Raw genomic sequence first — 22,419 nt, forward strand, 5'->3', positions numbered from 1 at the left:
CGTTTCTGACTACGTAGACACATTCTGACTACGCAGTCAGAACGACTGCCCGGCATAAGGTGAGGGCCCATGAGCGAGGCGAAACCGGCACCGAACGGCGGTCGCGGCCGCCGTCCCGGCAGCACGGATGTCGCCCGGCTGGCGGGTGTCTCGCAGAAGACCGTCTCCCGGGTCCTGAACGGCGAGCCGTACGTGAAGGAGGAGGTCCGCCTCCGCGTCCAGGCCGCCATGCGTGAGCTCGGCTACCGCCGTAACAACGCCGCCCGGGCGCTCAACGAGGGCCGCAACCGGCGGATCGGAGTGGTCTGCCTCGGTACGGCGCTCTTCGGCCCGTCGACCCAGCTGGTCGCGATCGAAAGGACGCTGCGCAGCACCGGCTACTCGCTGAGCATCGTCAACACGCTCGAGGGCGATACCGGCGGCGTCGCCGGCGCCGTCGAGCACCTGCTCGAGCAGGGGGTCGACGGCATCATCCTGTCGGAGCCGATCGACGAGGGTGACGACCAGCCGATCGCGGTCGACCTCCCGGTGCTGAGTTTCGGGCAGTTCCCCGGACTCACCGCCCGCTCCGCGCTCTACACCGGCGGCGACAACACCAGTGCCGGCCGGCTGGCGACCGAGCACCTGCTCGGTCTCGGACACCGAACCGTCTGGCACGTCGCCGGGCCGCAGCGCTGGTGGGCGGCCCGGGAACGGCTCGACGGCTGGCGGCAGGCCCTTGCCGCCGCGGGTGCTCCGGAACCACCGGTGCTCGAAGGCGACTGGCTGCCCGCCTCGGGCTACGAGGCCGGTCAGCGACTCGCCACCGATGACGAGGTCACCGCGATCTTCGTCGCCAACGACGACATGGCCATCGGGGTGCTGCGCGCGCTCGCCGAGGCCGGTCGTTCCGTCCCCGGCGAGGTCAGCATCGTCGGCTTCGACGACATCCCGTCGGCCGCCTACCTGAGCCCGCCGCTCACCACCGTCCCGCAGGACTTCGACGCGCACGTCGCCCGCGGGATCGCGAACCTGGTCATGGAGATCGAGTCGCCCACCGGCGACCGCTCCCCCGCGCCGGAGTCACCACCGCTCCGGCTGGTCATCCGTCACTCCACCGCTCCCGCGTCCTGACCGACGTCCCCAGCAGGTAGGGCGCTCGTCCGCCCCTACCTGGGCATCGCCTTGCCAACTTCCGAGGAGTTGTTCGCAGTGTTCACGTTCCCGAAGAAGGGCCGGCGACGCGCCGGCACCGCACTCGCACTCACCGCCGCGCTCGCCCTCGCCGCCTGCGGCGGAGGGGGCGACGACTCGTCGTCGAACGGCGCCGCACCGGCGCAGGCCGTCAGCCAGGCCGAGATCGACAAGGCGATGACCACCCCGACCGAGCTCACCTTCTGGACCTGGGTCCCGAACATCCAGAAGGAGGTCGCCCTGTTCCAGAAGAAGTACCCGGCGATCAAGGTCAAGGTGGTCAACGCCGGCCAGGGTGAGCCGCAGTACACCAAGCTGCGCACGGCGCTGAAGGCCGGCAGCGGCTTCCCGGACGCCGTCCAGATCGAGTTCCAGTACATCCCGACGTTCTCGCTCACCAAGAGCCTGATGGACCTGCGGCCGTACGGCGCCGAGTCGCTGAAGGACCAGTTCGTGCCCTGGACCTGGCAGCAGGTGGTCGGTTCCGAGGGCCAGGTCTGGGCCGTCCCGCAGGACAGCGGCCCGATGGGGATGCTGTACCGCAAGGACATCTTCGACAAGCACGGCATCGCCGTACCGAAGACGTGGGAGGAGTTCGCGGCGGCGTCGCGCAAGTTGCACGCAGCGGACCCGAACGTCTACATGACGAACCTCGCGCAGAACCAGGCCGGAGTCTGGTTCGGCCTGCTGTGGCAGGCCGGCGTCAAGCCGTTCGAGAACACCGGCGCGGATTCGGTGAAGGTCGACCTGAACGGCGAGGGCTCCAAGAAGCTCGGCGACTACTGGGGCGGCCTGGTCAAGGAAGGCGTGGTCTCCGCCGACGCCGACTTCAACGACGCCTGGTACCAGGCGCTGAACCGCGGCAAGTACGCCACCTGGCTGACCGCCGCCTGGGGCCCGGTCTTCCTGGAGGGCAGCGCGAAGGCGACCGCGGGCAAGTGGCGGGCGGCGCCGCTGCCGCAGTGGGAGGCCGGCAAGAACGTCTCCGGCAACTGGGGTGGCTCGACGACGGCCGTCGTCCAGGGCACCAAGAACCCGATCGCCGCGGCGAAGCTGGCCGAGTTCATCAACACCGATCCCGCGTCGACGAAGATGTTCGCGACCGAGCAGTTCCTCTTCCCGGTCACCAAGGCACTGCTGGCCGATCCGGCCTTCGTCGACCGCCCGCTGCCCTTCTACGGCGGCCAGCCGGTGAACAAGCTGTTCGCCGAGATCAGTGACACGGTCGACACGAAGTTCGAGTGGCCGCCGTTCCTCGACCAGGCCGTCAACGACTGGGACGAGACGGTCGGCAAGTCGTTCGCGAACAAGAGCGACACCGGCGCCGCGCTCGATCAGTGGCAGCAGCGCACCACGACGTACGCAGAGAACCAGGGCTTCAAGGTCGGCCAATGAGCGTCAACGTCACCGAAAGGCTCGAGTCCCGAGCACCGAGCCGCGGTGAGGTCCGCCGACGGAGGCGTGGTGTCAGCCACGCCTCCGCCGGCTACCTCTTCGTCGCGCCGTTCATGGTGGTGTTCCTGGCCATGCTGGTGCTGCCGCTCGCGTACGCGGCGTACCTCAGCCTGTTCCGGGAGCGGCTGATCGGCGGCACGGTGTTCGCCGGACTCGAGAACTACACCCGGGCGCTGACCGATCCGCGGTTGCTGGAGGGGATCGGCCGGGTCGGGCTGTTCTTCCTGATCCAGGTCCCGATCATGCTCGTGATCGCACTGGTTGCGGCGCTGGCCATCGACAGCGGCCTGCTCCGGATGGCGAAGGTCTTCCGGCTCGGCATCTTCCTGCCGTACGCCGTCCCGAGCGTGGTCGCCGCGCTGATGTGGGGCTACCTCTACGGCCGCGACTTCGGCCCGTTCACGCAGCTGACCGACGCCCTCAGCCTGCCGGCGCCTGAGTTCCTCAGCAGCGGCTGGATGCTCGGATCGCTGGCGAACATCGTTACCTGGGAGTTCACCGGCTACAACATGATCATCCTGTACGCCGCCCTCCGGGCCGTCCCGCACGAACTCTACGAAGCCGCAGCAGTCGACGGCGCCGGGGCGATCCGTACGGCGTGGAGCATCAAGATCCCCGCGCTCCGGCCGGCACTGCTGGTGTGCCTGATCTTCTCGGTGATCGGCAGCTTCCAGTTGTTCGCCGAGCCGCAACTGATGCAGCGACTGGCGCCCGCCGTCATCGACAGCGCCTACACGCCGAACCTCTACGCCTACACGCTGGCCTTCACCGGCCAAGAGGTGAACTACGCCGCGGCGGTCTCGTTCCTCCTCGGCGCAGTCATCGTCGTCGCGTCGTACACCGTCCTGTTCGTCACGTCGCGGAGGAGCCGGTCATGACCGAACGACGAAGCAACGTGCTCACCCTGGGCATGGTGGCGTTGCTGATCTACTTCCTGCTGCCGTTGTTCTGGATGCTCGTGGCCTCGACCAAGACGATCGGCGACCTGTTCTCGAGTTTCGGGCTGTGGTTCACCGGCGACTTCGCGTGGTTCTCCAACATCCGGGACACCGTGACGACCGACGGCGGGGTGTTCGCGCGCTGGATGGCGAACACGATCTTCTACTCGGTGGCCAGCGCCGGCGGAGCAGCGTTGCTCTGCGCCCTCGGCGGGTACGGCTTCGCCAAGTACCGGTTCCGCGGGAACGCGGCGCTGTTCGGGGTGGTCCTCGGCGCGATCATGGTGCCGACGACGGCGCTCGCGATCCCGACGTACCTGCTGTTCAGCGAGGCCAGCCTGGTGAACACGCCGTGGGCGATCATCCTGCCGTCGCTGGTCAGCCCGTTCGGCCTGTTCCTGATGCGGATCTACGCGCAGGACGCGGTGCCGGACGGGATCATCGAGGCGGCCCGGATCGACGGCGCGGGCGAGTTCCGGATCTTCTTCCAGGTCGCGCTCCGGATGCTTGCCCCGGGCATCGTCACCGTCGTGCTGTTCACGCTGGTCGCGACCTGGAACAACTACTTCCTGCCGCTGATCATGCTCAACAACCCCGATCTGTACCCGATCACCGTAGGCCTGGCCGGGTGGTCGTCGCAGGCCAGCGCCGGCGGCGGGACGACCGGAGCGGTGCTGTCCCTGGTGATCACCGGGTCCTTCCTGTCCATCATCCCACTGATCGTGGCCTTCCTGCTGCTGCAGCGGTACTGGCAGTCCGGGCTGGCCGCCGGCGGCGTCAAGGCCTGAATCCCTTCTATACTTGGAGAAACTGTGCAAGAGCGTGTGCTCTTCGGGGCTGCGTACTACCACGAGTACCAACCACACGACCGGCTCGAGCAGGACCTCGACCTGATGGCCGCGGCCCGGTTCTCGGTGATCCGGGTCGGCGAGTCCGTCTGGTCGACCTGGGAGCCCGAGAACGGCCGCTTCGACCTGGACTGGCTGCAACCCGTCCTCGACGGCGCTCACGCGCGGGGCATCGCCGTACTGCTGGGGACTCCGACGTACGCCGTCCCGCCGTGGCTGGTCCGGCTGTACCCGGAGATCGCGGGTGAACGGAGGACGGGTGAGCGGATCCCGTGGGGCGCCCGGCAGGAGGTGGACTTCACGCATCCCGGCTTCCGCTTCCACGCCGAGCGGGTGATCCGCAAGATCGCCGACCGGTACGCCGGCCATCCGGCGGTGATCGGCTTCCAGGTCGACAACGAGCCGGGGAACGAGCTCTTCCACAACCACGGGGTGTTCCAGCGGTTCGTGGACAGCCTGCGGCACAAGTACGGCGACGTGCAGACGCTCAACGACGAGTGGGGGCTCGTCTACTGGTCGCACCGGCTGTCGGACTGGGCCGACCTGTGGACACCGGACGGCAACTACCAGCCGCAGTACGACGTGGCGTGGCGGCAGTTCCAGGCCGACCAGACCACCGAGTTCATCGGCTGGCAGGCTGACATCGTCCGCGAGTACGCCCGGCCGGACCAGTTCGTCACCACCTGCATCTCGTACGAGCGCCCCGCCATGGCCGACAACGAGCTGGTACGGCGACTGGATGTCACGGCAGGCAATCCGTACTACGCGATGCAGGACGGTCTGCTGCATCCACAGACGTCCTCAGAGCAGCAGAACTGGACAACTCGCGGCACGTGGGCGCTGTACCTGAGCGCGGACCGCATGTACTCGTCACAGCAGCGGCCGTTCCTCGTGACCGAGACAAACGCGCAGTCGATCGGCTACCCGTGGGACAACCGGCCCGCGTACGACGGCCAGTGGCGGCAGGCAGCGTGGGCACTCGTCTCGCGTGGCGCGAAGATGATCGAGTACTGGCACTGGCACACGCTGCACTTCGGCGCAGAGACCTACTGGGGTGGCGTACTCCCCCACAACGGCGAGCCAGGCCGGACGTACCGCGAGATCGCTCAACTGGGCGCCGAGCTGGAAGCCGCCGGTGAGCTGGTGGCCGATCTGATCCCGGACAGCGACGTCACGATGCTGTACTCGCTGCCGAGCAAGTGGCTGATGCAGAAGTACCCGGCGCTCTCCCACGCGGACGGCAGTCCGGACGACCGCTCGTACCACGGCCTCTTCGATCCCTTCTACCGCGGCGCATTCGACGCCGGCCTCCAGGTGCGCATCCAGCACGCGAGCCAGTTCACCGGCTCTGCGGACCCGGTGCTGGTCGTTCCGGGTCTCTACCTCGCCGACGACGCGCTGCTGGAGAAGCTGGTCGCATACGCCGCCGGCGGCGGCCACCTGGTGATTGGACCGCGTACCGGGTACGCCGACCTCGAAGCACGGGCTCGCACAGCCACCATGCCGGCCGGCCTCGCCGCAGCAGCCGGAGTCTCGTATGACGAGTACAGCAACCTCGGTGTGGACCTGCCGGTCCGTGCCGCCGCCGACTCGCCACTGCACCTCGGCGACGACGCGGCAGCAACCCGGTGGGCCGACGGACTCCGGGTGGACGGCGCCGACGTACTGGCGGGCTACGAACACCCACACTTCGGGCGGTGGCCGGCGATCACCACGCGGGCGCACGGCGACGGCCGGATCACCTACGTGGGCACCGTTCCGAACGGTCCGCTCGCAGTCGCGCTCTTCCGCTGGATCGCCCCGACAACGTGGACCGATCTGCCGTCCAGCGTGACCGTGACGTCGGCGACCGCCGCCGACGGTCGCCGGCTCCGGTTCGTCCACAACTGGTCGTGGGACAGCGTGAGCATCGACATCCCGACGAAGCTGTACGACGTACTCGCCGACAGCACGGTCAGCGACAAGCTCGACCTCGGCCCGTGGGACGTGCGGGTGCTGGTGGAGCCGAGTCAGTAGTCGTAGCCCGGATCGGCTGGAGCTTGGGTCGGGGCGGCACCGGTTGTCGCGGCACGCCAGGTGAATGTGGTGTTGCCGAAGGCATCCTCGAGGTTGTGGCCCTTGTGCTGCCCCGCCCCGGTGTCCAGCTTGAAGGTGTAGAGCGGCTTGCCCTGGAACGTGAGCTGGCTCTCGCCGCTGTCGGGACGCTTGACGACGGCGAGTCCGTCGACCGACTTCGCCGTACTGTCGGTTCCTTCGGCCGGGAACCAGAACGACAGGCAGCTCTCGGTGCACTTGATCGTGCCGTCGGCTTCCTGGTCGGCGAAGTACAGGGTCTTGCCGGACGCGTCGACGAGGGTCTGGCCGAGGCCGTCGACCTCCTGGACCGAGACGGCGTCGCCGGCGGGCGGGTTGCCGGCTGCCTCTCGGGCGCTGCCACCACAGGCTGTGAGCAAGGCCAGCGCCGCCGTTGCTCCAAGCAACAATTTGAGGTTCTTCACCTGAGCAAGTACGCACGGCGGGCCGCCACGGTTCAGTTGAACCTTTGACGGCCCTGCTGCGTATTTCAAGAGTGTGGATGACGAGACGGTGATCCGCGCGCTGTACGACAGGTACCGGCGACCGCTGTTCGGCTACGTCCTGCGTTCGGTGGGCGGTGACCACCAGTACGCCGAGGACATCGTCCAGGAGACGATGACGCGCGCCTGGGCGCACTCGGCCGAGCTCGACCCGGACCGGGCCGGACGCTGGTTGTTCACGGTCGCACGCAACCTGGTCATCTCCGGGCAGCGCAAGCGGGCTGCGCGGGTGACCGAGGTGGCGATCGACGGGCGCGAGTTCGCTGCGCTCGGCGACGACATCGACCGGGTGCTGCAGGCGTGGCAGGTGGCCGAGGTCCTGCGCGGGCTGAGTCACGAACACCGGCAGGTGATCGTCGAACTGTTCTACCGGCGGCGCACCGTAGCGGAGGCGGCCACCGTCCTGGGGATCCCGCCCGGCACGGTCAAGTCGCGGAGCTACTACGCCTTGCACGCTTTGCGCGCCGCACTGGAGGAGAAGGGAGTGACAGGCTCATGACGTGTCCGGAGACCATCGCGATCGGCGCGTACGTGCTCGGCGCCCTGGGCGTCGAGGAACGCCGGGCCACCGAGCGACATCTTGTCACCTGCGACTCGTGCCGCGAGGCGCTCCTCCAGTTCGCCCACCTTCCGGGCCTACTGCACGCCGTACCGCTCGAAGACATCGAAACCGACGAGCCCGCTCCACCTCTCCAACTGCCGGTACGGCGTACGCCGCGCCGCCGGACCCTGCTCGCAGCCGCTGCAGTGGTGATCGCCGCAGTCATCGGCATCTTCGGCTGGCAATCCATGGCCGACCCACAGCACGTCACCTGGACAGCAACCGACGGCATCGATGTGACCGCCCGGCTCACCAGTCACCCGTGGGGCACCGACATCAAGCTGCAGATGGCCGAACTCCCACCGGCCGAGCACTGCAAGCTCATCGTGCACGGCCGCGACGGCACCACGGAGATCGCCGGCTGGTGGGCGACAACCGCCACCTACCAGGCCGACGTCCCCGCCAGCACGTCGATCCCCCTGGACGACATCGACCGCCTCGAGGTGGTGACCTCCGGCAACACCGTGATCAGCACTGTCACCCCGACGACGCGATAGTCTCTTGCAATGATTGCAATAGTGGTCGTGGCGGTGTTCTTCGCCGGGCCGCGGTGTTGTGGTTCGCGGTCAACTGACTCACCAACTGTTGTTGGAGAAGTCCTGGCCCAGGTAGATCTGGTCGTAGGTGTTGCCGTCGTGGTCGTCGGTGTAGGCGACGGCGACTTGGGCGTACGGCGAGACGGCGACCGTCATCTGTTCCTGCCTAAGGTCCGGCAGGGAGTTGAGCTGCTGTGCCGACAGCCGGCCGGTGTCGGTGCCGTTGGTACCGAACCCACGGACCCAGACGTTCAGGTCGGCCGCCTGAACAGTCCAGCCAACGACGGTCTGGGACGCGTCGTCGATACCGATCGACGGCGCCTTCGCGCCGGCCGCCACCTGCACGTCCGCGAACCGCGCGGCACCGGTTGCGGTGAAGCTCCGCGTCCACGCACCCGCCGTACCGGTGTGGTCGGACTCCCACGCGACCGCGAAGTCGCCGTTGAAGTTCGCCGCCACCGCCGGGTGCGTCTGCTGGCCCGTGGTGTTGGAGTTCGCGACCCGGCGCGACAGCGTGGCCGCACCGTTGGTCCGGCCCAGCCGGATCAGCCCGATCTCGTACGACGCGTTGGCGTCCCCGTCGTCGTCCCACACCACGACCGCGTCACCCGACGCGGAGACGCCCACGTCCGGGTTGTGGTGCTGCCCGGTCGTGGTCGACGCCGTTACTTCCCAGGCACGTGTCGTCGGACCGGTGTACCCGGCCGCCTTCACGGTCGCCGGTGCAGTGCCCTGGATGTCCTCCCACACCACGCTGAACGCGACAGCACCACCCGTCGGCGCGCCGTCCGGGTCCACAGAGACGCGCGGGTTGATCTGCTGACCGTCAGCGCTGCTGTTGGCGGAGCCGGAGGCGGTGACCGTGCCGGCCGTGTTCACCACGCGGTACGGGATGTTGTAGTAGCCGTTGCCGTCCGGGTCGTCCTGCCAGACGACGACCGCGTTGCCCTTGTCATCGAGCCCGACGTCCGGGTGCAGATGCCGCCAGTTCGTGACTCCGCTGCTTCCGCCGGCGGACAGTTTCACCTCGTAGAGCGCCGTACCGTTGCGGAACGTCCGTAGGTAGATCTCGCTGTGCACGTTGGTCGTCGCGTCGTCGGTGTCGCGGTCGTCCTCCCACACGACAGCGGTGTAGCCGTTGCGGTTGGTCGCAATCGCCGGATTGTCCTGGTCCCCCGTCGACACGCTGTTGGCCGTCGACCAGGTCGGGGTGGCGATGTGGGCCTGCGCAGGCAACGCGGTCAAGACGAGCGACGATGCCGCCAGGGCGGTGATGGCCAGTGTCTTCTTCATCGTCCCCCCTCACACAGCCTGCAGGCCGGGTTGGCCTTCTTCGATGACGAACGACTTCACCGTCGACGCGGCGGCGCCGTGCTCCGACACCTTCGCGACCGCGCGGAAGTCGGCCCGCAGCTGGGTCGGGCTGATCGTCGTACGGACGTAGCCGCGCCGGTTGTTGTAGAACCTGAGCCACGGGTTGGTCCCGACGTCAGGGATCGTCGTCGAGCCGTCGCCGTCGCCACTGGAAGTGACCGAGCTGGTGACGAGCTCGGAGCCGATGGTGGCCGAGCTCGCGTTGTTGTAGTCGGCCTTCAGGTCGCTCGCCCAGGCCCGGTGGACGTCACCGGTGAGGACGACCGGGTTGCGGGTGCCGCGGGCAACCCAGCCCTGCTGGATCCGGGCCCGGGACGCGCGGTAGCCGTCCCACGAGTCCATGCTGGCCCCGCTCGCGTTGAAGCGCCGGGCGAAGAACACCTGCTGACCGATGATGTCCCACGTGCCGTAGTGCTGCGCGAGTCCGTCGAGGAGCCAGGTCTCCTGCGCATTGCCGGGCAGGCTGCGCGACGCCAGGTCCGCGTCCGAGCACACCTTCCAGCCGTCACCACACGCCTGGTCGTTGCGGTACTGCCGCGTGTCGAGCATGTGGAACGTGGCGAGGTTTCCCCACCGCAGCCGACGGTACAGCGGGATGCTGTTGCCGTTGTTCGCCTGCGCAGGCCGCAGCGGCATGTTTTCGTAGTACGCCCGGTACGCCGCAGTCCGCCGCGCCGTCCACTGCGCCGTGGTCAGTGACGGCGTGCTGTCCGCCCGAACCATGTTCGCGTAGTTGTTCTCCACCTCATGGTCGTCCGGTACGACGATCCACGGCGCGGCCGCGTGCGCAGCCTGGAGATCCGGATCGCTCTTGTACTGCGCGAACCGCCGACGGTAGTCCGCCAGCGTCACGATCTCCGTGGTGCCCGCGTGTGTCCGCGTGCGGCCGGCCACTGCGCCGTACTCGTAGATGTAGTCGCCCAGGTGCAAGATGAGACCGGGGTTCTCCTCGGCCATCCGGCGGTAGACGGTGTAGTAGCCCTCCTCGTAGTGCGCGCAGGAGGAGAACGCCATGACCAGGTCACGCCCGTTGGTTCCGACGGCGGGCGCCGTACGCGTGCGTCCGACCGGTGAGAGGTGGCCCTGGGCACGGAATCGGTAGAAGTAGTCGGAGTCGGGATTGAGGCCACCGGCAACGACATGCACCGAGTGGGCGGCGGCGTACGCCGCGGTGACCGAGCCGGACGCGACGAGGGTGCTGAAGGTGTCCGTGGTGGACACCTGCCAGTCGACGGTGACGTTGGCGTTCGCCATACCGCCTTGACCGTCGGCATTGAGGGGCGATGGCGCCAGCCGGGTCCACAGCACGACGCTGTTGGCATCCGGCTCGCCGGACGCGACGCCCAGCTGGAACGGGTACGGAACGGCCGCTGTCGCTGCGATCACGGTGGAGCGGACCGGGAGGGCGCTGACTCCGGCGGCGGCAAGTCCGCCGAAGACAAGGGTTCTGCGACTGATTGGGCTCATGGGCCTCACCTTCACTACTCAGGGCGGTGGGCTCCCCGGACGGTGAAGCGAACGGAGCCATCCGGGGAACCTTGAGAGCGCGTGGTGCGTGCTTGGTGCTTGATACCCATAGTGAGACAGTTTGTGTAACTTTCCTACCGTTCATAGCTGCCTAATTGAGGGCAAGGATGAGCAGAATCGCGGCAGGGACCCCCTCCATCAGCGAGTTGAGCCAGAGCTTGGGCTGCGAGACCACCAGGACGACGGCCAGGAACACGTGCTGGGCGGCGGTGAAGACGATCAGGGCCTCGCCCTGCGGCAGATGATCGGTCTGCACGAGTACGACGCCCGCCACCAGGGCAGCCGCGGTCGTGAGGTTGTACCAGCCCATGTTGACCGTCCACATCCGGACCGCGTCCAGGTCGCCGGGCCTGGTCAGGAACATCGGGTACAGCCTCGGGTTCCGGTAGAGGATCGCCTCCATCACGAACACCACGGTGAGCATCACCGCGATCGCGATGGCCAGCACCTGCGCCGCCGTACTCACGTCGGGGCTCCGGCGAGCGTTACCCCGTGCCGGCTCGACACCTCGCCCAGCGCCGCGTAGTCGGTCGGGTCGACGGACGCCAGGTCGGCGAAGAAGTCGCCCATCTTCCCGGTCTGGCTGACGGCCAGGAACTTCGCCGACGGCGTCAGCACCGAGAACGTGTTGACCGTTCCGGCCGGGATGCTGATCGACGAGCCGGGGCCGAGGTCGTAGCCCTGATCGCCGGCCTGGACCAGGATCCGGCCCTGCAGCACATAGAACGCCTTGCTCCAGGTCTCGCTGTGCGGCGGCGCGGCCGGTCCGCGCGGTGCGTCGATCTCGAAGATCTCGTACTGCGCGCCGGTGTGCTCACTGCCGACCTTCACCGTGACGGTGGCGTCCGGAGCGACGTACTCCGCGCCCGTGCCGGCTGTGCTCAGGTGCACCGATTCAGTCATGATGTCCTCCCCTGCTGGGTTGTTTGAGCCGACCGTAGGAAGGCTCTGCAGCGGGAACCATCCCGTCCGGCTGGGCTCGTGGCGGGCGCCGATTCCCCACATTTCGGGGATAGGCGGGCGGTCGGCGGCGGCGCATACTGAGCCCATGTGGGAGGGCCGGGCGCGAGCCGCGCGGCGCGACATCGCGGCACTGGCGACGTCAGGACTGGGCGTCGCCCAACTGCACGCGGCCGCGATCGAGGTGCTGCAGCAGGTCATCGGCGACGACCTGACCTGCTGGATGTCGATGGATCCCGGCACGCTGGTGATCAGTTCGATGACCAGCGGCAGGGTGAAGATCCCAGCGGAGTACGAACCGATGCTGGCCGAGACCGAGTACGCCGCGGACAACCCGAACTCGTTCGCCGAGCTGGCCAAGCGGCCGTACCCGGTGGCCCGGCTGTCCGACCTGCCATACCGTGAGGTCGTCCGGCACCGGCGGCTCAACGAGGTCTGGCGACCGCTCGGGATCGAGTACGAGCTGCGGGCGGCGTTCGTCGTCGACGGGGACTGCTGGGGCGCGGCCGGGTTCGTCCGGGGTGGGACGGATTTCACCGATCGCGAGATGGAGTTCCTCGGGTCGGTGGCGCCGGCGATCGGCGCAGCGACAAGAGTGGCGGTCCGTACCGATGCCCACGGGTATCGAGGAGGGGTCGGACCGTCGATCGTGGTGACCGGGCCGGGTGGCGAGCCCCGCGCGGTCACGCCGGCCGCGCAGACCTGGCAGGACGCGCTGGACGAGATCGCGCCCGGCCGGTTCACCACCTTGCTGCGCGCTGTGGTGACGGGGACGCTGGCCGCTGCGACCGGGTCGTTCCAGGCCCGGGTGCAGACCGCGACCGGCGGCTGGGTGGTCCTGCAGGGCAGCCGGCTGATCAGCGACGACGACCAGTCCGAAGTCGTGGTGACGATCGAGCCGGCATCCGGCCGTCACCTGGTCGGCATGCTGCTGGCTGCGTACGGACTGACCAGCCGGGAGCGGGAGATCTGCCTCGAGGTGATCTCCGGTCACACCACCGCGGAGATCGCCGACCGGCTGTCGATCTCGCCGCACACAGTGCAGGACCATCTGAAGGCGGCGTTCGCCAAGGTCGGTGTCCGCAGCCGGGGCGAGCTGGTGGCGACGCTACGACCGGACGACCTCACGTACCACTGAGTGCCGGCTGCTTGCGGTAGGCGCCGGGGGCGATCCCGAAATCGCGCTTGAACGCCTTGGCGAACGCGAACTCCGAGGTGTACCCGATCTCCTTGGCCACGGCGGCGAGCGGACGATCGTGGTCGCGCAGCAGGCGCGCGGCCGTCGTCATCCGCCAGCGGGACAGGTAGGTCAGCGGCGGCTCGCCTACGGCTTCGGTGAAGCGCCGGGCGAAGGCCGCGCGGGACAGCCCGACGTCCGAAGCGAGATCCGCGACGGTCCAGTTGGCGCCCGGCTTGGAGTGAATCAACTCGAGCGACTGCGCGACCGCGGTGTCGGTCAGCGCCCGCGACCAGCCGCCCTCGGTCGGGCACCGCCGGTCCTCCAGCCAGGCACGAAGGATCAGCACCAGAAGCGCATCCACCAGCGCCGGTACGACGGCCGCCGCCCCCGGCCGGTTCGCGTCGAGCTCCTCGCCGAGGATCCCGATCGCGGTGTGCAGGGTCCGGTGCCGGCCTGGATCGGCCGGGACGTGAACGACCTCGGGCAGGTTGGTGAGAACAGGGTGCGGGCGCTGGCGATCGAGCCGGTACGCACCACAGAGCAGGAGCGAGCGGGCCCCGTCGCCGCCGGTCGGGATGTCGTCGGGATCGAAGTCGACGACCGGCGAGTCCGGGTGATCCGCCAGGGTGTGTTCGAGTCCGCGCGGCAGCAGGACCGCGTCGCCGGGCCCGAGTGCGAGCGGTGACTCGTCTGGCGCCAGCAGCCAGGACGTCCCCTGGTGAATCACGTGAAAAGCTGCTGTCGGCGCTTCGGGGAACCGCAGCCCCCACGGGCCACGCACCTCGGTCCGCCCGGACGTGGCCGGACCGGACCGCATCGCGGCCAGCACATCAGCGAGAACATCCATACCTCTCATGATACGCGTCCCACGCAAGACGATCAGACATAAACCAGCGCTAGATAGACATAGAACCGCTTCCTCCTGGCTCCTACGCTGTTGGTGATACAACGATCAACCAAAAGGAGAACGGATGAGCATCGTCGTCACCGCCGCCACCGGCCAGCTCGGCCACCTCGTCATCGACGAACTGCTGCAGCGCGTCCCGGCCGACCAGGTCGTCGCCGCGGTGCGGAACGCCGAGAAGGCCGCCGGCATCGCGGCCCGTGGCGTCGAGATCCGGATGGCCGACTACAACGACCCCGCCAGTCTCGCCACGGCGTTCAAGGCCGGCGATACCGTGCTGCTCATTTCGAGCAGCGAGGTCGGTAGCCGAATCGCTCAGCACACCGCCGTGATCGACGCCGCGAAGGCGGCCGGCGTCGCCCGGATCGCCTACACCGGCGTCCTCGGCGGACCCGAGGCCGACTTCGACCTGGCCGCGGACCACAAGGCGACCGAGCAGGCCATTCTCGACTCCGGCCTGAGCTACACCTTCCTGCGCAACGGCTGGTACACCGAGATCTACACCCAGCAGCTGCCCGTCCACCTCGAGCACGGTGTCGTCGGCGCGACGGGTGACGGCCGGATCGCGTCCGCGTCCCGGCGCGACTACGCCGCCGCGGCAGCCGCCGTACTGACTGGTGACGACCACGAGAAGAAGGCCTACGAGCTGAACGGCGACACGTCCTGGACGCTGGCCGAGTACGCCGCCGAGCTGTCCCGGCAGACCGGGAAGGACGTTGCCCACAACAACGTTCCGGGTGAGGTGCTGCTCGGCATCCTGAGCGGCGCCGGCGTCCCGGAGCCGATGGTGGGGATCCTGGTCGACGTCGACGCGGCGATCGAGCGCGGCCTACTGGCCGGCCGCGGCAGCGACCTCAGCCGCCTGATCGGCCGCCCGACCACGCCGATCGCGGACACCATCGCCGCCGCCTTGAAGCAGTAGCAGCTGGTACGACGTACGGGCGCCTGTCCACCGTACGTCGTACCAGCGCCGAACGACCGGGCCCGAGCCGACGGGACGGCCCACTCGGGCCCGGTCAGCTAGGGGGTGCTGTCCCCGGTGATCAACGCCATCGCCAGCTCCGGACCGAACTGGCCGGCCGGCCGGTCCGAGATACCGCAGTCGCCGTCGGAGTCACCAGGCACCTTCACCCACAGCACCATCTCCGCCCCGCCACCGAGCTGCGTGGTCGCACCGAGCTTGCGGTCCGGCGGGTTGCACCACTCGCCGTTGTGGCCGTTGCCGTTGCGGCTGGTGTCGACGACGAACGGCTTTTGCGTGGCCAGGTGATCGTTGATCCAGCCCGCGTACTGAACCGACTTCGCGGTGTCGTAGTAGTTCGAGACGTTGACCGAGAAGCCGTGCGCGTTGGCGACTCCGACGTTGGTCAGCCGCTCGGCCATCGCCTGCGGGGTCGTGCCACCCGTCGTACCCCAGCCGTAGTTGGCGGCATCGAGGTAGACCCAGGTGTTCGGCGCGAAGTCCTTGAACTGCTGGAGCGCGTAGCTCAGCATCGCGGTGCGGGTCGCTTCCTCCTCGCCTTCCATGCACTGGAAGTCGCCGAGTGAGTCAGGCTCCAGGATCACCAGCGCCGGCCGGCTGCCGATGGCCGCGGCGAAGGTCGTGATCCACTCGCGGTAGGCCTCGGGTGTCCCGGCCCCGCCGCCGGAGTGCTCACCGCAGGCATCACGGTCCGGGATGTTGTAGGCGACCAGGATCGGCAGCTTGTCCGCAGCGTCGGCGGGGCCGACGTGCTTGTTGACGGCGTCGGCGATGTTCGCGTTCCAGTTGCCGAACCAGCGGGCCATCGGCTTGGACGCGATCGCCGCGTTGATGGTGTTCGCCGTGTCGCCCGGGTTCTTGTCCACCCAGTCCTTCGGGTTGGACTTCGGGTCGACGTAGAAGCCGCTGGTCAGCGAGACCGGGTTCCCGGCCACGTTGGCGTAGTTGTCGACCAGCGAGACGTTGTCGAACCAGATCGTGTAGCCGGTGGCGTGGTCGCCGAGCTGGAAGGTGAGCTCGGCCTGCGCGGTCTCCAGCGAGCCGGTGAACCCGAACGCGAACCGCTGCGTCTCCGTGCCGACGGTCAGGAGCTTGTCGAGCGTCGACGTGTACGGCGCTGTGTTGACCTGGACCGTTGTCCGGATCTCGCGAGGCGCTGAGGCGCGGGCGTCGAAGGACAGGACGTAGCGGTGGCCTTGGTGGATCGGGAAGGCGGGGACCTTCTGGCCGAGCATCGCGTCCCACCGCTCCGCGGTACCGCCGGGGACGACAGCCTTCAGCTGACCGGCGTCGACGCTGATCGGGGCGTTGGCGCTCCACCAGTTCGTCGTACCGCTGCTGAAGGAGCCGTTCTTGATGAGCTCGGTCGCCGCGCCGGCGCCGGGTGTCGTGGCCGGGACGACCACGCCGAGGGCGAGCGCGGCCGCCAGTAAGCCGCGGGTGATCCATCTCATGAGTGCTGCTCTCCTGTCTCGTGAAGGGGCGGAAGACAGTCCGGGAGCGCTTTCAATCTGACCGCGTCGATGGCGGTGTCACAGGCATGCTGCCGACTGTTCACGCCGGCCGTCAAGACCGCACTCTGGGTTACTCAGTTCACTTTCAGGGATTCACAGTGCACCTTCGAAGTGTCGACACTCTTGGCTGGAAGCGCTCCCAGATTCTGCCCTACGGCGCGCCCTCGACGCCGGGATCACCACCTTCGACACCGCGGGGGCGGGAGTCGGTCGACATCCTCACCAAGTCGTACTGGCCGACCGGCCCGGGCGCGAACGAGCGCGGGCTGTCGCGCAAGCACATGATGGAGGCTGCGCACGTGACGCTTCGACGGCTGGGGACCGACTACATCGACCTGTACCAGGCGCATCGGTACGACGACGACACGCCTTTGGAGGAGACACTGCGGGCGTTCGACGACCTGATCAGGCAGGCCAAGGTCCTGTACGTCGGGGTGTCCGAGTGGTCCGCGGATACCAGCCGTTGGCGCAAGGCGTGCTGGCCGGCAAGTACATGCCCGGGCAGCCGCCGCCCACCGGATCCCGAGCGACCGATGCGACCGGGTCCGAGTTCATCGAACGACTCTTGTACGACGACCTGCTCGAGCGGATCCAGCGACTCAAGCCGCTCGCGGCCGATGCCGGCCTGTCGCTCGCGCAACTGTCGATCGCGTGGGTGCTGCAGCAGCCCGGGATCTCGGCGGCGATCGTCGGCGGCTCGCGGCCTGCACAGCTGGCCGACTCCGCGGCCGCTTCCGGCATCAAGCTCGATCCCGACCTGCTCGACGCCATCGACACGATTCTCGGCGACACCATCGAACGGACGGCCTGAACCGGCTTGCTCAGCTGAAGTCCAACCTGCCGTCCCTCCAGCGGAAGGTGACCACACTCGACATCGGCGTCCCCGGTCGCAGCTGACCCGTCGTACCGCCGACGATGCGGCCGGGGTTCGTGGTCGCCATAGTCAATGCCTCCGGCAACGAGAACATCTTGGCTGTCCAGGCCACCCCGTCCTTCAGCGGAGCGGCCGCGCCGGCAAGGTACGGGGTACCGCGGACAAGCAATCGCCCGTCCTCGGTGAGCTCCACGTCACCGCCTACGGCTGACTCGTAGCACCCCGGCGGTCGGCCACCGACCGCCACCGAGTCGGACACCAGGAAGGAGCGCTCGAGCCCTTTCGCGCGGACCATCGCCACGAACGTCTCCGGTGGGAGGTGGTGCCCGTCGGCGATGAACCCGGCGGCCAGTCGGTCGTCGGCGAGCTGCGCCCAGAGGTAGTTGGGATGCCGTGGCAACTGCGCGTGCGCCCCGTTCCCGAGATGGGTGGACAACCGCGCCCCGGCGTCCACCGCAGCACGAATCTGCGCGGTGTCGGCATGCGTATGCCCGATGGCCACCCGCGTCCCGGTAGCCCGCACCGCCGCAATGAACTCCGCGCTACCCGGCCAGTGCGGCGACATCGTGATCAGGCCGATAAGCCCGTCCCGCTGACACCGCTCGAACTCCCTGAGATCCGGCGGCCGCACGAACCGCGCGTCATGACACCCACGCGGCCCGTCCTGATCCGAGATATGCGGTCCTTCCAGATGCACGAACGGAATGGCCGCACCCACCTCGGCGTACCGCCGCCGCGCCTCCGCCACCACTCCCACAGCCCACTGAACCCGCTCCACACTCCCGGAAATCAAGGTCGGCACAAACGTCGTAACCCCGACCCGCCGCAGCACCTCCCACAACCCGACAACCGTCTCAACGCCTAGCTCGTCCCCATTCAGATCAAACCCCCCAAACCCATTGACCTGAAGATCAACCAACCCCGGCCCAATCCACGGCACCCCGTCGTCGGATTCGCCGTCCGTGGACTCGCGGTGGATCGCCTTGACGCGGCCGTCGGCGTGTTCGACGTGCAGGTGTTGGCCGGACCAGGGATCGCGGCCGACTAGAGCCATGGCACTCGGTTCCGGAAGCGGTCGACGAACTGCGCGTTGGCCTCGTCGCCCCCTGGTGCGTTTCCGCTACGCCAGACCGGTGGCACGACGCCGAGCTCGACCAGTCGCTCGATCGTCTGCACCACCATGAGATTCAGCGTGAACGCGTTGGCGAACGTCGACACCGCAGCCACCCGCTCCGCCAGCCCGCCCACCTGGATCACCGCGTCCCCAATCGGCACCTTGGTGTCCACGGCAACATCCACCAGATCATGGAGATTGGCGGCAGTCGGATGCCGTGCGGGATGGGTCGTCGCGGTCTGCTCAGCATGCTGCCGCGAACTCACCCCGATCGTCCGAACGCCCCGCTCCTTCGCCGTCAACGCCGCGTCGATCAGCGCCGCATTGATCCCGTACGCGTTGACCAGGATCAGCAGATCTTCCGACCCGAGCCCCGCGTTCTCGACCACGATGCGACCGTAGCCCGGCGTACGCTCGACCGCCATCGACCGGAGCGCACCGTTCGACAGCAAGGTCCCCTCGTCGAGAAGCGCCGACACGTGCATCAGTCCCCCGGCCCGGAAGAAGATCTCCTGCGCGGCAAGGTTCGAGTGCCCACCGGGCCCGTACACCTGGATCAGCCGATCAGCCGCAACCTGATCAGCCATCAGCGCAGCCGCCGCGCTGATGGAGTCCTTCTCCTCCACCTCGATCCGCCCGAGGAGCTCCGTGATCGCGGTCAGGTACTCACCCATCGGGATTCGCCTCCTGGTCGAGGAACAGCCGGGTCCGCGGATGCGTGTGCAACGCTGTCGCCGGTACGGCGGGATCCACCGGCCCGGCCAACGTCCGCCGTACCGCCTCCCTCTTCGCCGACCCGGACACCATGCAGAAGATCTCCCGAGCCGACAACAGGAACGGAACAGTCAACGTCCACGCATGTGTCGGTACGTCGTCCAGCGCGCGGAACAAACCTTCGTCGACCTGCTGCGTCCGACTGGTGTTGTCCAAGGCGACCACCTGGACGATGTCCGTCGTCGCGAAGTCCGCCGGCGGATCGTTGAACGCCAGGTGCCCGTTAACCCCGATCCCGGCCAGCACGATGTCGACCGGCGCGGCCGACACCAGCTTTGCGTATCGGGCCGCTTCCACCGCCGGCTCCGCCCCACCGTCGGGATCGATCACCGCCAGACTCACTCGGCCGGCGGGCCCCGCGGCTGCCGACTTTGCCGATGGAGTCGAAGCCACGAGCTCGGCGGGCCGCTCGGCCGTCGATTGCACCGGTGGAGCCGAGGGCACCAGCTCGACGAAGTGCCGGTGCAACCACCGGCCGAACCTCTGCTCCGCGTCCGGCGGCAATCCGACGTACTCGTCCATGTGGAACACCTCGACCCGTCGCCAGTCGATGCCTTCAGCAACGGCCAACGCCGCGAGCGTGTGCAGCTGACTCGGCGCAGCCGCCAGCACGAGCCGGGCCGTGCCCTGCTCGTCGATCGTCCGCCGCAAAGACTCCGCCGCAGCAGCTGCCGCGGCCGCTCCCAGGGCGCTAGGATCCGGCCAGGTCTCGACTTTCATGCAGAGGTCAGCCTGGTGTGCTGTTCGCCGAGCCCGTCGGCCCAGACCCGGAGTACATCGCCCTCCTTCAGGTAGCGGGGTGGCTTCTGTCCGGCGCCGACCCCGGCCGGTGTGCCGGTGCTGATGACGTCGCCCGGGTAGAGCGCCATGAACTGGGAGATGTAGCGGACCAGGTACGCGACTCCGAAGATCATCTCCGCGGTCGAGCTGTCCTGCAGCACATCGCCGTTCACGTCGAGGCCGAGCTTGATCGTCTGCGGATCGCGGACCTCGTCGGCGGTCAGGAGCCACGGGCCGAGCGGGCAGAACGTCGGCGCGTTCTTCCCCTTGTCCCACTGACCGCCGCGCTCGAGCTGGTAGTGCCGCTCGGAGACGTCGTTGACCAGCACGTAGCCGGCGACATGCTCGAGCGCTTCAGCGTCGGTCTCGAGGTAGGACGCCGTACGCCCGATCACCACCCCGAGCTCTACCTCCCAGTCCGTCTTCTCGCTGCCGCGCGGGATGACCACGTCGTCGTGCGCGCCGACCACGGTGTCGGGCGCTTTCATGAAGAGGATCGGCTCGGGAGGCGCCTCCTGACCGCCCTCGGCCGCGTGGTCGGCGTAGTTCAACCCGACACACACGATCTTGCCGGGACTGAGCGGCGCGGCAAGGCGCACGTCCTCGAACGGCACCGCGTCGACGGCCGCAGCGCCACGCTCCCGCAGGCGGGCCAGATCGAACGCCTCGGCCTCCCCCGGCATCGTCGCCACCCGGCCGTCGTCGGTCAGCACGGCGTCGCGCAGACCCTCGTCGGTATGGACACGCAGAAACTTCACTGCTTCCTCCAAGCTCCTTGTTTGGCCCAGTTCAAGTACGCGATCCCGAGTGCGTGCGACCCCTGCGACGGCACGAGCTGTACGGCGTCGTACACCCGCAGGGACTGCTGGTAGACGAGTGGATCGTGTTCAGCGTAAGCACCCCAACGCGCACATTGGACCGCATTGGCCGGTACGGCGTCCGTCGTACCGTCGACGCGGAGCCAGACCTCGGTCGCCGACCGGATCACCTTCTTCGTGAACGTCGCCGTGAACCGCTGGACGTCCGCCGCCAGACCGTCGTCGATGCCCGCCTCGTAGGCCGCTTGGACGAACTCGAGACTGATCGCCGCATGACTGATGTCCTCGATCTGCCGGGACGCCGGGTACGACGGCGTGTACTCCGAAACACCCGCGGTCTTCGGGTATCCGGCGTACAACTCGCTGTGCGGCGGCCAGTACGGCCAGACGTAGGCGCCGTCGGCTCCGAGGGTGAGGGCGACCCGGTACGCCTTGAGCATCTGCTCGACCTTGGTGCGGTAGCGCTGTTCCCCCGTCGCTCGGTACAGCTCCACCAGCGCCTGACCGAGCCCATGACTCTGGTTGTAGGGCTGAATCGTGCCGTCGAAGGGAATGGGCGCGCCCTTCGGCCAGACGTAGTCGCCGGAGCCGTCCGCGCGGGCGACGAACTCGGAGTCGTGGAACGCGACGGACTCGCGAACCGCGCTCAGCAACTGGAGGGCCTTCCGCATCCGCCCGGCACGCCTCAGCCTCGGCGACTTGAACACCATCCGCACGTAGCGCGCGAGCGGGAACGCAACCATCCCGGTGTGCACGGCGAACACGTAGTACTGCGGCTGGAAGGTGATCGTCCGCGGGCTTGGCGGGTTGGCCGCCGCCGGCGACGTCCTCAGGTCGACGGCGGTCCAGCGCAGCCCCGCTGTGTAGGCGTTGTTGACCGCGGTCACGACGTACGACGCAGCCGATGGGTCGAGCGAGACGCCACGCAGGGTGACGACGGCGGTTGTGCCGGGGTTGCGGAGGATCAGGTCGAAGGTGGCGCCGGAGGGGTTGGCTACCTCCGCGGTGGACTCGGCCGACCGCGCGCCGGCCCAGCGGAGTTGGATAGCGGCGGTTCCGCTGCTGTCGGGGAGCACACCGTGCCCGGCCGTGTAGTTGCCGGCGGTGCGCCAGACTTTGCCCGATCGGCCGAGGTAGTCGGTGACTCCCCTGCCTTCGTCGGTGGTCGCCAGCACGTGGGCGGCCCGTTGCTCGAAGGTCTGCAGGTAGCGCAGGTCGCCGTACGCCTCGTACATCCTGAGCAGGCCGAGCAGGAAGTAGGACTCGCCCCAGGCGTAGAGGCCGGCTTCGTTGTGTTGGGCGTTGGTCGCGAGGTAGGCGGCTTGGGCTGCGTCGAACGCCTCGGGTGAGTCGTAGACGAGGGCGTCGGCGAAAGCGGGGACGGCGGACGTGCCCGTCCAGGCGAGGACTCCGGTGGCGGCGGAGCCCAGCAGCAGTGTGCGTCTGGTGATGTGCGGGGTCATCTGATGGCCTCACTTGCTTACAGGGGGT

21 protein-coding genes and 1 pseudogene are annotated in these 22,419 nt (G+C 68.3%); 10 read left to right on the forward strand and 12 right to left on the reverse strand.

The genetic code is table 11. From position 1 onward, the window contains the following. The first annotated feature begins 69 nt into the window (after positions 1-69). The 5 genes from ACIBGM_RS04915 to ACIBGM_RS04935 all read left to right on the forward strand — a co-directional run bounded on the left by ACIBGM_RS04915 (position 70) and on the right by ACIBGM_RS04935 (position 6,430). Complete coding sequence (locus ACIBGM_RS04915) at positions 70-1,113, forward strand: LacI family DNA-binding transcriptional regulator (RefSeq protein ID WP_360519632.1); 1,044 nt, start codon at positions 70-72, stop codon at positions 1,111-1,113. Positions 1,114-1,191: 78 nt separating this feature from the next. Further along, complete coding sequence (locus ACIBGM_RS04920; RefSeq protein WP_360519634.1) at positions 1,192-2,568, forward strand: sugar ABC transporter substrate-binding protein; 1,377 nt, start codon at positions 1,192-1,194, stop codon at positions 2,566-2,568. Then, on the forward strand, positions 2,565-3,506 hold the full coding sequence (locus ACIBGM_RS04925; protein ID WP_396384524.1) for a carbohydrate ABC transporter permease: 942 nt from the start codon (positions 2,565-2,567) through the stop codon (positions 3,504-3,506). Before ACIBGM_RS04920 ends, ACIBGM_RS04925 begins: the two co-directional genes overlap by 4 nt. Continuing rightward, positions 3,503-4,354, forward strand: coding sequence for a carbohydrate ABC transporter permease (locus ACIBGM_RS04930; protein ID WP_396384525.1), 852 nt, complete (start codon positions 3,503-3,505; stop codon positions 4,352-4,354). The genes ACIBGM_RS04925 and ACIBGM_RS04930 overlap by 4 nt, the downstream gene beginning before the upstream one ends. A 24-nt stretch (positions 4,355-4,378) precedes the next feature. Continuing rightward, positions 4,379-6,430 (forward strand): beta-galactosidase, encoded by a 2,052-nt coding sequence (locus tag ACIBGM_RS04935; RefSeq protein ID WP_360519640.1) that lies wholly within the window; start codon positions 4,379-4,381, stop codon positions 6,428-6,430. On the opposite strand, the gene ACIBGM_RS04940 is transcribed toward ACIBGM_RS04935, so the two are convergent. After that, on the reverse strand, positions 6,424-6,912 hold the full coding sequence (locus ACIBGM_RS04940; RefSeq protein ID WP_360519642.1) for a hypothetical protein: 489 nt from the start codon (positions 6,910-6,912) through the stop codon (positions 6,424-6,426). The genes ACIBGM_RS04935 and ACIBGM_RS04940 overlap by 7 nt on opposite strands. 73 nt (positions 6,913-6,985) lie before the next feature. Here ACIBGM_RS04940 and ACIBGM_RS04945 point away from each other — a divergent pair, with 73 nt between their 5' ends. Continuing rightward, the gene (locus ACIBGM_RS04945; RefSeq protein ID WP_360519644.1) at positions 6,986-7,489 is read left to right on the forward strand and encodes a sigma-70 family RNA polymerase sigma factor; all 504 of its coding nucleotides are present in this window, start codon (positions 6,986-6,988) and stop codon (positions 7,487-7,489) included. Next, a complete protein-coding gene (locus ACIBGM_RS04950) occupies positions 7,486-8,088 on the forward strand; it encodes a zf-HC2 domain-containing protein (protein ID WP_360519646.1) in 603 nt (200 codons plus the stop codon). The genes ACIBGM_RS04945 and ACIBGM_RS04950 overlap by 4 nt, the downstream gene beginning before the upstream one ends. Positions 8,089-8,166: 78 nt before the next feature. On the opposite strand, the gene ACIBGM_RS04955 is transcribed toward ACIBGM_RS04950, so the two are convergent. From ACIBGM_RS04955 to ACIBGM_RS04970, 4 genes are all read right to left on the reverse strand, one after another. Further along, entirely contained in the window at positions 8,167-9,420 is a 1,254-nt protein-coding gene (locus ACIBGM_RS04955; RefSeq protein WP_360519648.1) for a hypothetical protein, read from the reverse strand. A 9-nt stretch (positions 9,421-9,429) separates the two neighbouring features. Then, on the reverse strand, positions 9,430-10,968 hold the full coding sequence (locus ACIBGM_RS04960; RefSeq protein WP_396384526.1) for an alkaline phosphatase D family protein: 1,539 nt from the start codon (positions 10,966-10,968) through the stop codon (positions 9,430-9,432). A gap of 151 nt (positions 10,969-11,119) precedes the next feature. Next, positions 11,120-11,494: a DUF1304 family protein gene (locus ACIBGM_RS04965; protein WP_396384527.1), complete on the reverse strand. Its 375-nt coding sequence runs from the start codon at positions 11,492-11,494 to the stop codon at positions 11,120-11,122. After that, complete coding sequence (locus tag ACIBGM_RS04970; RefSeq protein WP_360519654.1) at positions 11,491-11,931, reverse strand: cupin domain-containing protein; 441 nt, start codon at positions 11,929-11,931, stop codon at positions 11,491-11,493. Before ACIBGM_RS04970 ends, ACIBGM_RS04965 begins: the two co-directional genes overlap by 4 nt. 145 nt (positions 11,932-12,076) lie before the next feature. On the opposite strand from ACIBGM_RS04970, the gene ACIBGM_RS04975 reads away from it, so the two are divergent. After that, complete coding sequence (locus ACIBGM_RS04975) at positions 12,077-13,126, forward strand: helix-turn-helix transcriptional regulator (RefSeq protein WP_360519656.1); 1,050 nt, start codon at positions 12,077-12,079, stop codon at positions 13,124-13,126. On the opposite strand, the gene ACIBGM_RS04980 is transcribed toward ACIBGM_RS04975, so the two are convergent. Continuing rightward, positions 13,113-14,015 (reverse strand): AraC family transcriptional regulator, encoded by a 903-nt coding sequence (locus tag ACIBGM_RS04980; RefSeq protein ID WP_360519658.1) that lies wholly within the window; start codon positions 14,013-14,015, stop codon positions 13,113-13,115. The two genes, ACIBGM_RS04975 and ACIBGM_RS04980, sit on opposite strands and share 14 nt — an antisense overlap. Before the next feature lie 124 nt (positions 14,016-14,139). Between ACIBGM_RS04980 and ACIBGM_RS04985 the strand changes: the two genes are divergently transcribed. Then, positions 14,140-14,994 carry an SDR family oxidoreductase gene (locus tag ACIBGM_RS04985; RefSeq protein WP_360519660.1) on the forward strand — a complete coding sequence of 285 codons (855 nt, stop codon included), beginning with the start codon at positions 14,140-14,142 and terminating at the stop codon, positions 14,992-14,994. A gap of 98 nt (positions 14,995-15,092) precedes the next feature. On the opposite strand, the gene ACIBGM_RS04990 is transcribed toward ACIBGM_RS04985, so the two are convergent. Continuing rightward, complete coding sequence (locus ACIBGM_RS04990; protein ID WP_396384528.1) at positions 15,093-16,508, reverse strand: glycoside hydrolase family 6 protein; 1,416 nt, start codon at positions 16,506-16,508, stop codon at positions 15,093-15,095. An 86-nt stretch (positions 16,509-16,594) separates the two neighbouring features. Between ACIBGM_RS04990 and ACIBGM_RS04995 the strand changes: the two are divergent. After that, positions 16,595-17,379, forward strand: a pseudogene (locus tag ACIBGM_RS04995) (aldo/keto reductase). Positions 17,380-17,389: 10 nt separating this feature from the next. On the opposite strand, the gene ACIBGM_RS05000 reads toward ACIBGM_RS04995, so the two are convergent. Genes ACIBGM_RS05000 through ACIBGM_RS05020 form a run of 5 tightly spaced genes read right to left on the reverse strand, consistent with a single transcriptional unit; the run spans position 17,390 to position 22,391 of the window. Next, positions 17,390-18,496 (reverse strand): N-acetylglucosamine-6-phosphate deacetylase, encoded by a 1,107-nt coding sequence (locus tag ACIBGM_RS05000; RefSeq protein ID WP_396384529.1) that lies wholly within the window; start codon positions 18,494-18,496, stop codon positions 17,390-17,392. Continuing rightward, complete coding sequence (locus ACIBGM_RS05005) at positions 18,487-19,230, reverse strand: sugar isomerase domain-containing protein (protein ID WP_396384530.1); 744 nt, start codon at positions 19,228-19,230, stop codon at positions 18,487-18,489. The genes ACIBGM_RS05000 and ACIBGM_RS05005 overlap by 10 nt, the downstream gene beginning before the upstream one ends. Next, on the reverse strand, positions 19,223-20,050 hold the full coding sequence (locus ACIBGM_RS05010) for a 6-phosphogluconolactonase (protein WP_396384531.1): 828 nt from the start codon (positions 20,048-20,050) through the stop codon (positions 19,223-19,225). Before ACIBGM_RS05010 ends, ACIBGM_RS05005 begins: the two co-directional genes overlap by 8 nt. Then, positions 20,047-20,868 carry a fumarylacetoacetate hydrolase family protein gene (locus ACIBGM_RS05015; protein WP_360519670.1) on the reverse strand — a complete coding sequence of 274 codons (822 nt, stop codon included), beginning with the start codon at positions 20,866-20,868 and terminating at the stop codon, positions 20,047-20,049. Before ACIBGM_RS05015 ends, ACIBGM_RS05010 begins: the two co-directional genes overlap by 4 nt. Further along, complete coding sequence (locus ACIBGM_RS05020) at positions 20,865-22,391, reverse strand: hypothetical protein (protein WP_396384532.1); 1,527 nt, start codon at positions 22,389-22,391, stop codon at positions 20,865-20,867. The genes ACIBGM_RS05015 and ACIBGM_RS05020 overlap by 4 nt, the downstream gene beginning before the upstream one ends. Positions 22,392-22,419: the final 28 nt, after the last annotated feature.

The sequence above is a fragment of the Kribbella sp. NPDC050470 genome (assembly GCF_044458365.1).
Lineage (GTDB): Bacteria > Actinomycetota > Actinomycetes > Propionibacteriales > Kribbellaceae > Kribbella.